Consider the following 11,444-nt stretch of genomic DNA (forward strand, 5'->3'; position numbering starts at 1 on the left):
GTGACGTAGTAGCCTGGAGCGACGGCGCCGCTGATGAAGGCGTTGTTCCGGTTGCGGCCGAAGTCGAGGTACTGGGCGTCGGCCTCGATGCCGAACACCACGCCGTTGCCCGGGGTCAGCTGGAAGTTGTAGCCGATCTGGCCACCGCCGGAGAAGCCGTCCTGGCTGCTGTTGCGGAAGGTGGCGACGGTGCCGGGGGCGGCGTAGGGGAAGGGCACGCCGAAGCTGTTGCCGTTGGAGCGGCTGGAGGCGTCGAAGGCGTAGCCGGCGTTGATACCGAAGTAGGCGCCCGACCAGGTGAACACCGGCACGGGGGTGAACACGGGCGGCGGCGCGGCGCGGCGCGGCAGGTCGGCGGCCGAGGCGGCGCCGGTGAGGAGAGCCGTGGCGGCAGTCGCGAGAAGAAGCTTCTTGATCATCTGGTCCTCTGTCTCCCGTTGGACGGGATGTGTGCGGCGCGACAAGGACGACAGGTTGAGGCGACGCGATAGTGCATCGCTGCAACAGCCCGCCCGCACGCTCCGAGCCCCACAGCAGTAAGGTGCGCTAGAGCACATCATCGCATGGATGTGATCGGCCGATGAGGAACTATTAAAGGATCTCTATCGCGATGCGCGGCCTTTATACTCTGTCGGCCCACCGGATCGAGCGATCTTACGGCAGCGTCGCGCCGCTTCCGGGCTTTAACGGGAAGCGGCCCGGCGCAAATCTATTGCAAGTTGTCCATGCCGGGATTGATGACACGCATATCGGGACAGCTCGCCGTTGCGGCCCGGTCACGCTATGGATCCGGGGCGGCCGGTTCACTATTTCAATCCCATGGCTGACACGCATTTCCGCCCGGAACCGGGCATGGCGGCGGCCACTGGCTCCTTGGAGGCCGCCGCATCGCTGGAGGAGGTCGTATCCGTCCTCCAGAGCACCGCGCGGCAGATCGTCGGCTCCGATGGAATCTCGGTGGTCTTGCGCGAGGGCGACACCGTCTTCTACGCGGCGGAGGACGCGATCGAGCCGCTGTGGCGTGGGCGCCGGTTCCCGGTTGCGGCGTGCATCTCAGGCTGGTGCATGCTGAACGGCCAGACCGCTGTCGTGCCCGACATAGAATCCGATCCGCGGGTGCCCATGATGGCCTATCGCACAACCTCGATGCGCAGCCTCGTGATGGTTCCGATCGGCGCGGCTCAACCAGTCGCGGCGCTCGGCGCCTATTGGTGCGCCTCCGTCATCCCGGATGATGCGACCATCTGCCGGCTCGAGGCGCTGGCCCAGCAGGCGGCTGCGGCCCTCGCACGGGTGTGTCTCCTCGCCGGTGCAGGCGTCCTCCGGGAACCTGCGCCGTCCGCCGGGTCGTGAGGGCCAAGGCCGCCTGCGACGATGGTCCCGGATCGGGTCGGGGATCGATCGGCCACCTCGGCGGTTCCCTGGCCTCCACGGCTCAGCAGGATGGTCCAAGCCCCTCTCATGAAGCGCTTTCTCCTAGTCGGCATCTTCGCGGCGCTGCTGATCGCCATCATCCTCATCGCGGCGACGTGGTCGAAGGTCACCCCCGTGAGCCCGGCCGTATCGCCCGATACCTCCGCGACGCCCAATCCCACCGGCGCGCGCAAATGATGCGAGGGCCGCGCCCGATCGCGCCGCGATCGCGCGTGGTTCCACCCTCGCGTCTCGGCGCGCGCTCGCGCGCCTGACCAAGGCTCGCTTCGGTGGAGAGCGCCGCGGATGCCGGACGGTCGCGCGTGTGGTCCTTTTGGTGTGGCGCGCCACGCCGCGGATCAGGTCCGCGGTCGAACCCACCGGCCGGAGATCCGGATTTCCGGGAACATGCGCCGGTCCACGGCCTTTGACCCTCACCAATCGGCCGTCGGTTCGTCAGGAGGGCGCATGGGACAGGATGTCGACGCAGCACGCGAGGCCTTCGGGACAGTGCCACCGGGGCGGCCGGACCGGCGGACCGGGGAGGTCGATCCTACGGCGGGCGGCAGCGGTCCGCATGCGCCCGGCCCCGTCACCCCCGAATCCCAGGAGGTACCGGAGACCGGCGGCTACGATACCCGTCCGGCTCCCGCCCGGCCGGACAACCGCAAGGGTGGCCACGGCGCGGGCTGAGACGTCCGGGACCGCCCGGTCAGGGTCCTGGCGTGTGCCGGACCCGCGGCAGATGATGTTCGGCGTGTCCGTAGAGCAGTCCTCATAGCAAGGCGGCTATTTATCTTTCCGACACAAAGTATTGAAGTTGGGAACGTGTGGCTGTGTTGGCGGATTGACGGTTCCGAAACGATTGACGGAGTCCATCATGCGTACGCCCCTCGCCCTCGTCCTTGTTGCCCTGCTCGGATCGAGCGCTGTCGCCCAGACCACAGTCACGGGCAAGCCGGCCGCCCCCGACGCCAAGACGAGCCAGCAATCGGGCGGTCAGGAGAGCGTCACACGACCGAACACCGACAAGATGACGCCGGACGGTACCGGCGCGGGCATGGGTGGCGCCGTTCGACTCGAGAAGGGTGCGAACAGCTTCACCGAGGGCGAGGCCCGTTCGCGCCTGGCGAAGGCCGGCTTCATGGATGCCCGGGACCTCAAAAAGGACTCGGACGGCATCTGGCGCGGCACCGCCACGCATGGCGGCCAGACCGTACAGGTCGGCCTCGATTTCAAAGGCAACGTGTCGGCGCAGTAAGCCGACGACACCGCGCCCGCCCCTTTCAGGAGACAGATCATGGCTCAGCAAACCATCACAGCCCTCTACGACCGCTACGAGGACGCGAGCGCCGCCGTCAGCGAGATCGAGGGCAGCGGAGTCCCGCACGACGAGGTCAGCCTCGTGAGCAACAATGACGGTGACCGCCATACCGACCGTCTCGGCAGCGGATCGGCCGACACCCGGGAGAAGGCCAAGGATGGCACCGGCGCGGGTGCGACCCTCGGGACCGTGGCGGGCGGCGCTGCGGGTCTCCTGGCCGGCCTGGGCCTGATCGCGATCCCTGGGGTCGGACCGGTGGTGGCCGCCGGCTGGCTCGTGGCAACCCTGACGGGCGCCGGCATCGGCGCCGCCGCGGGTGGTCTCACCGGGGCCCTGGCGGGCGCCGGAGTCAGCGAGGGCGATGCGCATGCCTACGGCGAAGGCGTGCGACGGGGTGGAACGCTCGTCACGATCCGCCTCGACCCGGCCCGCGCGGCCTTGGCCCCGACGGTGACGACGATCCTCGAGCGGCACGGCGCGGTCGATCTCGACGAGAAGGCCGGCGCGTGGCGTGCCGAGGGCTGGACGGCGCCCGAGCCGAGCACCGGCCTTGCCGGGACGGCCGGGGAGCGCGGGCGGGTCCGAACCTATCCCACCACCACCGACCTCTGACCGGCCGGACTGGCTTGGGAAGAACCAGCGCGCGTCAAACCGCGAGCCTGAGAATCATGCCCGGTCGCAATGCGGCCGGGCATGGTTCTTGAGGAGCCATCCGCAAAGGACGAAGCGGACTGCCGCATCGCGCTGGCCAGACGCGGGAGGAAGAAAGGAGCTTATTGGCGAAGTCCTTTTCCTAAATTTACTTCGTTTAAACCGTTGGAGGCTTCAAACAATAAGGGAGAAGATGCACAATCCCAAGGAGCCTTCATGAACGACACAACCGAAGAGGCAGCCGATACCTTCGCAGGGATCACCGCCGAACTCGTTGCCGCCTATGTGTCGAACAACCCGGTTCCGGCCGCGGAGCTTCCGGCGCTGATCGCGCGGGTCCATGGGGCGATTGCCGGCCTCGTCTCGGGCACCCTGTCGGCGGAGACCGGCACGGCCGCGCCCGCCGAGATCGACCGGCCGAGCGCCGCCCAGATCCGCAAGTCGGTCCGGCCCGACGGGATCGTCAGCTTCATCGACGGCAAGACCTACAAGACGCTCAAGCGCCACCTGACCAGCCACGGGCTCGACCCGCGGGCCTACCGGGACCGCTACGGCCTGCCGGCCGATTACCCGATGGTCGCCCCCGCCTATGCCGAGCAGCGCTCCGCGCTGGCCAAGGCAATCGGGCTGGGCCAGCCCGGCGCCATGGCCGAGCGCGAACGGAAGAGCCGCTGAGGCGGCCGGACGGTGGCCCCCGTATCCTCCGCAGGGACCACCCGATTCCGATATTGCGCTTGCGATCCTCGTCCCATTGACGGGACTGGCGATCCAGCCTCCCGACGCGCCCTCCCCCTCAGTCGAGGAGGGTGACGCACAGTGCAGGCTCCCGACATGTGTTGCCGCCTGCGACGGCGGGGTCGTCCCCCCTCGCAAGCGGACCCGTTTCGGGCCCGGTTCCATCCGGACTTTGGCGTCCTCACCCTCCCTTCCGAGGCTGCTGCGCGGCAACCTCGGAAGGGAGGGCCGAGACTTGCGCCTCCACAGTGGTGGAGGGGAGCGTGATCGAGTCTCCGAGGGACCGAACGGGCTCTCAGACGATGGCCTCACCGATCTCGGGGTCAGACAGTGCGTGCAGCGGCCGATCCGGGCACGCGATCATGGATATCGTGTCAGCCCCCGTCTGGCCGCGGGCATAGCCCCAGGAGATCAGCCGAGCCTGCCGGGCGACGCGCAACTCCGCCGCCTCGAGATCGGCAAGGGCGTCTGAAATCGCGGCCACGAGCGCCGCCCACGCATCGCCCCGGGCCGCCCGGTGATAGGCGAAGGCGATCACCTCCGCCTCGTGAGGACGAATCTCCACAGGCATCCCCTCAGGATCCGCGTGCATTGTGGCTCCGATCCGGCTAGAACATTCCATGAACAAAGCGCATGGGTGGGGATGGTTCAACCCTTCGCCCGGCGCGGTTCCAGATCGCAGTGGAACACTGTGGATGGATCAGGAAAACATCAATGCCGATGCGGCTTTACCGCTTCCACTGCACGGACGGCCACGAGCTGGTGACCGATCTCGGCGGCTGCCGGCTGCCGAACACCGCGCAGATGCGGATCCAGGCCGAGCGTGTGGCGCTGGCCTTGATGGAGCGGGTGGTCGAGCGGTTCGATTGGTCGCGCTGGCAGGTCGAGGTCTACGACGCGCGGGGGCGGCGGATCTGGATCCGGGCCTTCCCGGACGTGGATGTCGACGCGCGGGCCGCCTGAGCGGACGCAACTTTGAAACGGGAAGGATGAGCAGAATGGCCTTCAAGCCCAAATCCGCCGCAGAGACGAAGGCGCGGGACCTGGGTCTCGCCCTCGCCCGGATCGCCGAGGCGGACAGCCTGCCGGCGCACATCGGGGTGGACCGGCTGCGGCAGGCGAGCCCGCGGCTGACGCCGCTCGCGGTCGGCCAGATGGTCCGCAAGGAGCGGGAGACCGTGGAGGCGACGCTGGCCGAGCGCGGCTTGTCGCTCGTCGACTATTCCGACCACGGCCCGGGCCGCGGGATGGTCTTCACCATCGAGGCGGCAGAGTGATCCGCCCGCTCAGGCGGTAGCCGGCCGGCTGCGCAGCAGGCGCGCGACGAGGCGGAACGGCAGGAGCGGCAGCTTGAACAGCGCCCGGGCCGCCAGGACCGCGACGACCGTCAGGAGGGCCAGAAAGGAGTTCATCATGGGGTCGTTCTCCCGGGATCGGGCTGCCCCGTGGGGCCGACCTCGCCAGGGGGCGCCTGGAACACGGCGAGACTATGGACGTGGCCTGAAACCGGGCGGGCCATCGGGTCGCAGCCCCGCCGGGACGGGAGCGGGACTCGGCGGCCGGAAACACCCCGCCGCCCCCGTGGTTCTTCCCCCAGAGCGGGCCGGCGGATCCGGGCGGCACGGGCGGGAGGGCCTCAACATGGGCGGGCGCATCGTAGGAAGCTTGGCCGTCGCGGCGCTGCTGGCCGCCGGGCCGGCCGCCGCCGAGGTACGGGTGCACTATGCCGCGCCGGAGCGCTTCACCGATGCCGAGAACCGGTTCGGCTCCGGGCAGACGCTCCCCGCCACCCTCGCCGCGTTGACCCGGATCTTCCAGGACCTGGCCGCGCCGCGCCTCCGGCCGGGGGAGATTCTCGACATCACCGTCCGTGATATCGACCTTGCGGGCTTCGAGCGCCCGGGCTTCGCCACCCCGACGGGCCTGCGGGTCGTGACCGACGCCACGCCGCCGCGGATCCGCCTGTCCTACGCGCTGCGCCGGGGCAAGCGCACCGTCGCGCAGGGCGAGGATACGGTGACGGACCCCAACGTCCTGCTGACCGCCAACCCGCGCTTCTCGAGCGGCGGCCTGTATTACGAGCGGGCGATCCTGCGCGACTGGTTCGCCCGCCGCTTTCCGGACACGGCAGCGCGCTGAGCGACGCCGGGGAACCGGTCGGTCCTGCGCCCCTTCTTCAGAGCAACCGCCCTGTGCCCGGAGCCCACCATGTCCGCCCCCGACCCGAACACTGCCCAGACGGTGCTGGCCGAGGATCCGCCGGGCGCCCGCACCTATCCCCCCGAACCGGTGGCGAAGGCGCCGCAGGGGCCCCGCTCGCCGGGCCAGTCCGAACCCGGCGACATGGGCGCCTTCGAGGCGCAGACCGACGCGGCGCCCGGGGCCGAGAACCCGGCGGGTGACGGCGGGACCGGCTACCGGGGCGGCTAGGACGCCCTCTGCCGGGCCGGGGGCGAGGGCGCACGCCGAAGACCGACAGCCGCCAGACCCGTCATCAGGATGGCGGCGCGGCTCGATGTGGGCATCGGGTCGCTACGCCCGGGGATCGTCTCTCCGTCGGCCGCGGCGGAACCGAGGCGCGGCCTCCCGTGGGGAAGGTCCGGCGACGGCCCGGAAGGTCTCCATCGGGATCCCGGGCGGAGGATCATCGCCAGGAATCGGCGGATGTCGCGTGCCGGCCTGCCCTGTTGCGGCTCGGCCGCCGTCTGCACCCAGCGCCTCTGGAAAGCCCTCGGGTGCACGGACGACGCAGCGCGGCTAAGCCACGCCGTGGAGGCGATCGACAGGGGCGATACGGTCGTGCGTCGGCTCGCCGCGGCCTGAAGCCGCCAAGCCGGCCTCTACCACGGCGGGCAACCCTGTTGTAATCCTCGCGGCCGGGATCGGCCCGGCAGCCGAACTCATCCCCCCATGCAGAGCGTGGAACCGCCCCCCATCTCCGCCAGTCCCGCGCCCGCCCGCCCCGAGGCTTCGAGCGTCCCGCCCCGGAAGGGCGGAGCCTCGACGCTCCCGGTCGGCTGCGGCGAACTCGGCGACTTGGTGCGGACCTACGACTGGGCGCGCACGCCGCTGGGCCCGATCGCCGACTGGCCCCAGAGCCTGATCTTCGCAGTCAGCACCCTGCTGCTCTCACCGGTGCCGATCGTGCTCCTCTGGGGCGCGGACGGCATCATGATCTACAACGATGCCTATTCGGGCTTCGCGGGCGGGCGCCACCCGCAGCTCCTCGGCTCCAAGGTGCGCGAGGGCTGGCCGGAGGTGGCCGATTTCAACGACCACGTCATGCGCGTCGGCCTGGCCGGGGGGACCTTGTCCTACCGCGACCAGGAACTCACCCTGCATCGCTACGGCCGGCCCGAGCAGGTCTGGATGAACCTCGACTACTCGCCGGTCTTCGACGAGGGCGGGCAGCCCGCGGGCGTCATCGCCATCGTGGTGGAAAGCACCGAGCGGGTGCTGGCCGAACAGCGCCTGCGCGAGAGCGAGGCGCTGTTCCGCACCCTCGCCCAGGGGATCCCGCAGCTCATCTGGCGCGCCGCCATCGACGGGGCCTGCATCTGGGCGAGCCCGCAATGGGTTACCTATACGGGCCAGGACAGCGGCACCAGCCTCGGCTGGGGCTGGCTGGACGCGGTCCATCCCGATGACGTCGCGGGCGCCCGGGCGGCTTGGCAGGAGGCCTCGGCCAGCGGGCATCTCGCCTACGAGCACCGGCTCTGCAACGCACCCGCGAAGCGGTACCGCTGGTTCCAGACCCGGGCGGCGGCGGTGCGCGACGGAGAGGGGCGGATCGTCGAGTGGCTCGGCACCTCCACCGATATCGACGACCTGCGCCAGCTTCACGAGCGGCAGCAGGTGATGGTCGCCGAATTGCAGCATCGCACCCGCAACCTGCTGGGGGTCGTGCGCTCCATCGCCAAGCAGACCATGGCGCTGACCGGGCCGGGCGAGCTCTTCAAGGAGCGGTTCAATGACCGGCTGTCGGCGCTCTCGCGCGTGCAAGGCCTGCTGTCCCGCTCGGATCAGGAGCCGATCACGCTGCGCGCACTGATCGAGACGGAACTCGTCGCCCTCGACGCTCCGGCCACGCAGACGCGCGTCTGGCTCGAGGGACCGGCGGTTTGCCTGCGCAAGGCAACGGTGCAGACCTTCGCGCTCGCCCTGCACGAGCTGGCGACCAACGCCCTGAAATACGGCGCCTTCACCACGCCGGAAGGTCGCCTGAGCGTGACGTGGCGGATCTGCGAATCCGAGGAGGGGCGCCGGTTGCTGATGAGCTGGGTCGAGGAGGGTCTGGTCCGCCCGGCGGAGACCGGGACCCCGGTCCCAAGGGGCGGCTACGGGCGCGAGCTCATCGAGCGGGCGCTGCCCTACGCGCTGAAGGCCAGGACCTGCTATGCCTTAAGCGAGACGACGCTCCAGTGTACGATCAACATTCCCCTTCCCGAAGGAGAAACCGCAGGGAGCCTGCCATGAATTCGTCCGCGGCGGCGCTGACCGGCAGACGGGTGCTGCTGGTCGAGGACGATTACTTCATCGCCATCGACCTCAAGGTGTGGTTCGAGGAGGGCGGCGCCGAGGTGCTCGGCCCCGTGCCCAGCGTGGACGAGGCGCTGGCGCTGATCGCCGACACGGCCGCGATCGACGCGGCCGTGCTCGACATCAACCTGCAGGACGAGCTCGTCTTCCCCGTGGCCGACGCGCTGCACGCCCGCGGGGTGCCGTTCCTCTTCGCCACCGGCTACGACGCGGCCGTGGTACCGCCGCCCCACGGGGCCGTGCCCCTCTGCCAGAAGCCGATCGACCCACGGGTCGTGGCGCGGGCGCTGTTCGGCTGACGCGCCGCCTCCGTGCCCTCACCAGCGGGCCTGGAGGCCGGCCGAGACGACTTGAGCGTTGGCGCCGGGCCGCACGTCGCCGGTGTAGCTCAGCGACAGCAGCACGCCTTCGGCCACCGGACCGGTCAGGCTCACACCGAGCACCGCCCCGTCCCGTCCCAGCGCGCTGGTGCGCGTCGCGAACGGCACCCCGAACAGGCTCGAGCGCACCGTCGCGAACGTGTCAGCGAGCTCATGCGCCCAGTAGGCCCGGCCCTCCAGGCGCAGGCCCGCCGTGCCTTCGACCTCCAGGCTCGCCAGACGCCCGCCCACAAGCACGCGCGCACCGTCGAGGCCGGCGGTGGCGAAGCTCTGGCTCGCCAGACCGCCCCGCTCCGCCACCCGCGCCCGGGTCAGGCGGTCGTAGCTGACGCCCACCTCCGGCACGAGCTCGACCGGCAGGCCGGTCGCCAGCGCGTACCCGGCAAAGCCCGACACCCCCGCGTCCCAGCCCGAGGCCAGTCCGCTCGCCCGCGACACGCCCGTGCCCAGAGCCACCGTCCGGTCGATCCGGCCGTCCGCGTAGGACAGGCCCGCCGTGCCGCGCAGGATCACGGCACCCAGCCGCGTGCTGGCATACAGCGTGCCGCCGTAGCTGTCGGCCGCGCTCCGCCCGAGCCCGAAGCCCTGGCCTCGCCCAGTGCCGGTCTCGCGCAGGTAGCTGAACGCGCCGCCCACCAGCGTGTCGGCCCCGTGGCCCGATGCGACCTGCCGGTCGACGCCGAGCACCAGACCACCCGCGTCGAGAGCCGCCCCGCCCGCCGCGCGGTCGCTCGCGCGGGCGCCGAACCCGTACAGCGCCTCCGCCCAGACCCGGCCCTCGCCGGACGCCAGCGGCTGGTCCGGCGCGCCCGCCGCGCCGCGCATCTGCAGCGCCGAGCGGTTCGGGCCGAGCCCCGGATCGCCCGCGCTGAGCGAAGCCGCCCCGCCGCCCTGGCCGCGCAGGTGCCGGTCGATCGTGTCGGTCACCAGCCGGCGCGCGGCGAGATCGGCCATCACGGCGTCGCCGTAGGCCTGGCCCGACAGGCTCGCCAGCCCCCCCGGCAGCGTGGCCGGACCCGCCGCGTAGAGCGCGTCGAACACCCGCGCCCGATCCGGGTCCGGCCGCGTGCCCGCGGCCGGGCGGGCGGCGTCGAGCGCTGCGCCCACGGCCTGCGCGTTGCCGGTCTGGGTGAGCCCGAGCCCGGCGAGGTTGCCGTAGGCGGCGGGCGTGACCACGAGGTCGAGGCCGGTGGCGCGGTAGAGCGCATCGAACCGGGTGCCGGCGGCCAGCCCCGCCGTCGGCTGGGCCAGCCCGGTGAACGCGCCGGTCAGCCCGGCTTGGGCGGTCAGCACGCCGAAGCGCTGGCCGAGCGCCGGGGTGTAGGCGTTGGTGGCGTCGCCGGTGATGCCGCGCAGCACCGGCGCCAGGGTGCCGTTGGCCGCGACCGCACCGCTCGGACCTAGCGCCAGCAGGCGGGCGTAGCGGCCCGCGCCGGTGCCGGTGCCGATTCCGTCGATGTCGAGGCCGAACAGGCTGCCGGACGCGAAGGCGACCGGGCCGAGGACCGTGAGCGTGCCCGGCGAGTTGCCCGGCCGCAGGGCGCCCGCCACGGTGACGGGGCCTGCGACCGTGCCGATGCCGCGCAGGGTGCCTGCGGCCGCGACCGTCACCGGCGAGGCCCAGAGGCCGTTGAGCGAGAGCGTGCCGGCCTGGATCGTGGTCGGTCCGGAGAAGCGGCCGGTGCCGGTGAGCTTGAGGGTGCCGGATCCGGCCTTGGTCAGGCGGGTCGGGCTGGTGCTCTCCAGGATGGCGCCGGCATAGGTCGAATCGGTCGATCCGCTGACCGTGAGGGCGCCGTTGCCGATCACGCCGGAGGCGGTGCCGGCCAGGCTGGCGAGGGTGAGGGCGGTGCCGCCGAGGTCGAGCGGGCCGGCATTGGTCAGGCTGGTGAGCCCGGCGAGCGGCCCGGTGAAGAGGAGGCTGCCGGTGTTGGTGAGCGCGCCGTTGAGCTGGCCGGAGAGGCGGGCGGTGCCGGAGTTGGTGAGGTCGGTGGTGAGGACGCCGTCGCTGGCGACGAGCCCGGCATTGCTCAGGCCGGCGGGCGCGGTGAGGCTGGCATTCTGCGCGACCGTGACGGCGCCGGCATTGGTGAGGGGGCCTGCGAGGCTGTAGGCGCCCGTGCCGGAGACCGCGAGGGTCGCACCGGCGGCGTTGGCGAAGGTGCCGTCGCTGGCCACCGCCCCGGCGACCGTGACGGTGCCGGCCTTGTTGGCGATGGCACCGTCGATGCGGCCGGCGCTGGCGAGCATCGTGCCGGTGTTGGTGAGCCCGCCCGCGATCGTGCCGGAGGTGGCCAGTGTGCCGCTGTTCGACACGCCGCCCGCGATCGCGCCGGTGTTCTGGACCAGCCCGGCGTTGCTCAGGCCGCCGGAGATGGTGCCGCTGGTGGCCAGGATGCCGC

Annotated in this window: 16 protein-coding genes and 1 pseudogene; 13 read left to right on the top strand and 4 right to left on the bottom strand. The window is 71.4% G+C overall.

Annotated elements, in window-relative coordinates; translation table 11 throughout:
* A pseudogene (locus tag BLQ49_RS28570) lies at positions 1-419 on the bottom strand (porin family protein); the annotation flags it as partial.
* Between the two features lie 433 nt (positions 420-852).
* Between BLQ49_RS28570 and BLQ49_RS28575 the strand changes: the two are divergent.
* From BLQ49_RS28575 to BLQ49_RS28595, 6 genes are all read left to right on the top strand, one after another.
* The gene (locus BLQ49_RS28575) at positions 853-1,353 is read left to right on the top strand and encodes a GAF domain-containing protein (RefSeq protein WP_244507805.1); all 501 of its coding nucleotides are present in this window, start codon (positions 853-855) and stop codon (positions 1,351-1,353) included.
* A 108-nt stretch (positions 1,354-1,461) separates the two neighbouring features.
* On the top strand, positions 1,462-1,611 hold the full coding sequence (locus tag BLQ49_RS29980) for a hypothetical protein (protein ID WP_167627825.1): 150 nt from the start codon (positions 1,462-1,464) through the stop codon (positions 1,609-1,611).
* Positions 1,612-1,881: 270 nt separating this feature from the next.
* Positions 1,882-2,106, top strand: coding sequence for a hypothetical protein (locus tag BLQ49_RS28580; RefSeq protein ID WP_091723020.1), 225 nt, complete (start codon positions 1,882-1,884; stop codon positions 2,104-2,106).
* 187 nt (positions 2,107-2,293) lie between these two features.
* Positions 2,294-2,674 carry a hypothetical protein gene (locus BLQ49_RS28585; protein WP_091723046.1) on the top strand — a complete coding sequence of 127 codons (381 nt, stop codon included), beginning with the start codon at positions 2,294-2,296 and terminating at the stop codon, positions 2,672-2,674.
* Positions 2,675-2,713: 39 nt separating this feature from the next.
* Positions 2,714-3,349 carry a hypothetical protein gene (locus BLQ49_RS28590; protein ID WP_091723023.1) on the top strand — a complete coding sequence of 212 codons (636 nt, stop codon included), beginning with the start codon at positions 2,714-2,716 and terminating at the stop codon, positions 3,347-3,349.
* 255 nt (positions 3,350-3,604) lie between these two features.
* The gene (locus tag BLQ49_RS28595) at positions 3,605-4,063 is read left to right on the top strand and encodes a Ros/MucR family transcriptional regulator (protein WP_091723025.1); all 459 of its coding nucleotides are present in this window, start codon (positions 3,605-3,607) and stop codon (positions 4,061-4,063) included.
* Positions 4,064-4,418: 355 nt separating this feature from the next.
* Here the strand turns inward: BLQ49_RS28595 and BLQ49_RS28600 are convergent, their stop codons facing one another.
* Positions 4,419-4,661 (bottom strand): hypothetical protein, encoded by a 243-nt coding sequence (locus tag BLQ49_RS28600; RefSeq protein ID WP_342028228.1) that lies wholly within the window; start codon positions 4,659-4,661, stop codon positions 4,419-4,421.
* 176 nt (positions 4,662-4,837) lie between these two features.
* On the opposite strand from BLQ49_RS28600, the gene BLQ49_RS28605 reads away from it, so the two are divergent.
* The gene (locus BLQ49_RS28605; protein WP_091723028.1) at positions 4,838-5,086 is read left to right on the top strand and encodes a DUF6894 family protein; all 249 of its coding nucleotides are present in this window, start codon (positions 4,838-4,840) and stop codon (positions 5,084-5,086) included.
* Positions 5,087-5,121: 35 nt separating this feature from the next.
* Positions 5,122-5,400: an adenylosuccinate synthase gene (locus tag BLQ49_RS28610; protein ID WP_091723031.1), complete on the top strand. Its 279-nt coding sequence runs from the start codon at positions 5,122-5,124 to the stop codon at positions 5,398-5,400.
* A gap of 9 nt (positions 5,401-5,409) precedes the next feature.
* Here the strand turns inward: BLQ49_RS28610 and BLQ49_RS30685 are convergent, their stop codons facing one another.
* Positions 5,410-5,538: a hypothetical protein gene (locus BLQ49_RS30685; RefSeq protein WP_280141009.1), complete on the bottom strand. Its 129-nt coding sequence runs from the start codon at positions 5,536-5,538 to the stop codon at positions 5,410-5,412.
* 226 nt (positions 5,539-5,764) lie between these two features.
* Between BLQ49_RS30685 and BLQ49_RS28615 the strand changes: the two genes are divergently transcribed.
* From BLQ49_RS28615 to BLQ49_RS28630, 5 genes are all read left to right on the top strand, one after another.
* Positions 5,765-6,262, top strand: coding sequence for a DUF3016 domain-containing protein (locus tag BLQ49_RS28615; protein WP_091723033.1), 498 nt, complete (start codon positions 5,765-5,767; stop codon positions 6,260-6,262).
* Between the two features lie 69 nt (positions 6,263-6,331).
* Positions 6,332-6,553 (top strand): hypothetical protein, encoded by a 222-nt coding sequence (locus BLQ49_RS28620; protein WP_091723035.1) that lies wholly within the window; start codon positions 6,332-6,334, stop codon positions 6,551-6,553.
* A 234-nt stretch (positions 6,554-6,787) separates the two neighbouring features.
* Positions 6,788-6,946: a hypothetical protein gene (locus BLQ49_RS29985; RefSeq protein WP_167627826.1), complete on the top strand. Its 159-nt coding sequence runs from the start codon at positions 6,788-6,790 to the stop codon at positions 6,944-6,946.
* A 216-nt stretch (positions 6,947-7,162) separates the two neighbouring features.
* Complete coding sequence (locus BLQ49_RS28625) at positions 7,163-8,599, top strand: sensor histidine kinase (protein ID WP_244507807.1); 1,437 nt, start codon at positions 7,163-7,165, stop codon at positions 8,597-8,599.
* Positions 8,596-8,961, top strand: a complete 366-nt coding sequence (locus BLQ49_RS28630) for a response regulator (protein WP_091723041.1) — start codon at positions 8,596-8,598, stop codon at positions 8,959-8,961. The genes BLQ49_RS28625 and BLQ49_RS28630 overlap by 4 nt, the downstream gene beginning before the upstream one ends.
* A gap of 18 nt (positions 8,962-8,979) precedes the next feature.
* On the opposite strand, the gene BLQ49_RS28635 is transcribed toward BLQ49_RS28630, so the two are convergent.
* Positions 8,980-11,444 (bottom strand): autotransporter outer membrane beta-barrel domain-containing protein (locus BLQ49_RS28635; protein ID WP_143012372.1); only part of this gene is annotated, 2,465 nt, incomplete at its 5' end.

The sequence above is a fragment of the Methylobacterium phyllostachyos genome (assembly GCF_900103445.1).
GTDB lineage: Bacteria > Pseudomonadota > Alphaproteobacteria > Rhizobiales > Beijerinckiaceae > Methylobacterium > Methylobacterium phyllostachyos.

What these genes read in the sequence shown, in the direction of transcription:
- BLQ49_RS29985 (WP_167627826.1), top strand. Translation starts at nt 6,788, where the DNA reads ATGTCGCGTGCCGGCCTGCCCTGTTGCGGCTCGGCCGCCGTCTGCACC.
- BLQ49_RS28615 (WP_091723033.1), top strand. Translation starts at nt 5,765, where the DNA reads ATGGGCGGGCGCATCGTAGGAAGCTTGGCCGTCGCGGCGCTGCTGGCC.
- BLQ49_RS28610 (WP_091723031.1), top strand. Translation starts at nt 5,122, where the DNA reads ATGGCCTTCAAGCCCAAATCCGCCGCAGAGACGAAGGCGCGGGACCTG.
- BLQ49_RS28620 (WP_091723035.1), top strand. Translation starts at nt 6,332, where the DNA reads ATGTCCGCCCCCGACCCGAACACTGCCCAGACGGTGCTGGCCGAGGAT.
- BLQ49_RS30685 (WP_280141009.1), bottom strand. Translation starts at nt 5,538, where the DNA reads ATGATGAACTCCTTTCTGGCCCTCCTGACGGTCGTCGCGGTCCTGGCG.
- BLQ49_RS29980 (WP_167627825.1), top strand. Translation starts at nt 1,462, where the DNA reads ATGAAGCGCTTTCTCCTAGTCGGCATCTTCGCGGCGCTGCTGATCGCC.
- BLQ49_RS28585 (WP_091723046.1), top strand. Translation starts at nt 2,294, where the DNA reads ATGCGTACGCCCCTCGCCCTCGTCCTTGTTGCCCTGCTCGGATCGAGC.
- BLQ49_RS28605 (WP_091723028.1), top strand. Translation starts at nt 4,838, where the DNA reads ATGCCGATGCGGCTTTACCGCTTCCACTGCACGGACGGCCACGAGCTG.
- BLQ49_RS28630 (WP_091723041.1), top strand. Translation starts at nt 8,596, where the DNA reads ATGAATTCGTCCGCGGCGGCGCTGACCGGCAGACGGGTGCTGCTGGTC.
- BLQ49_RS28580 (WP_091723020.1), top strand. Translation starts at nt 1,882, where the DNA reads ATGGGACAGGATGTCGACGCAGCACGCGAGGCCTTCGGGACAGTGCCA.
- BLQ49_RS28590 (WP_091723023.1), top strand. Translation starts at nt 2,714, where the DNA reads ATGGCTCAGCAAACCATCACAGCCCTCTACGACCGCTACGAGGACGCG.
- BLQ49_RS28595 (WP_091723025.1), top strand. Translation starts at nt 3,605, where the DNA reads ATGAACGACACAACCGAAGAGGCAGCCGATACCTTCGCAGGGATCACC.
- BLQ49_RS28575 (WP_244507805.1), top strand. Translation starts at nt 853, where the DNA reads ATGGCGGCGGCCACTGGCTCCTTGGAGGCCGCCGCATCGCTGGAGGAG.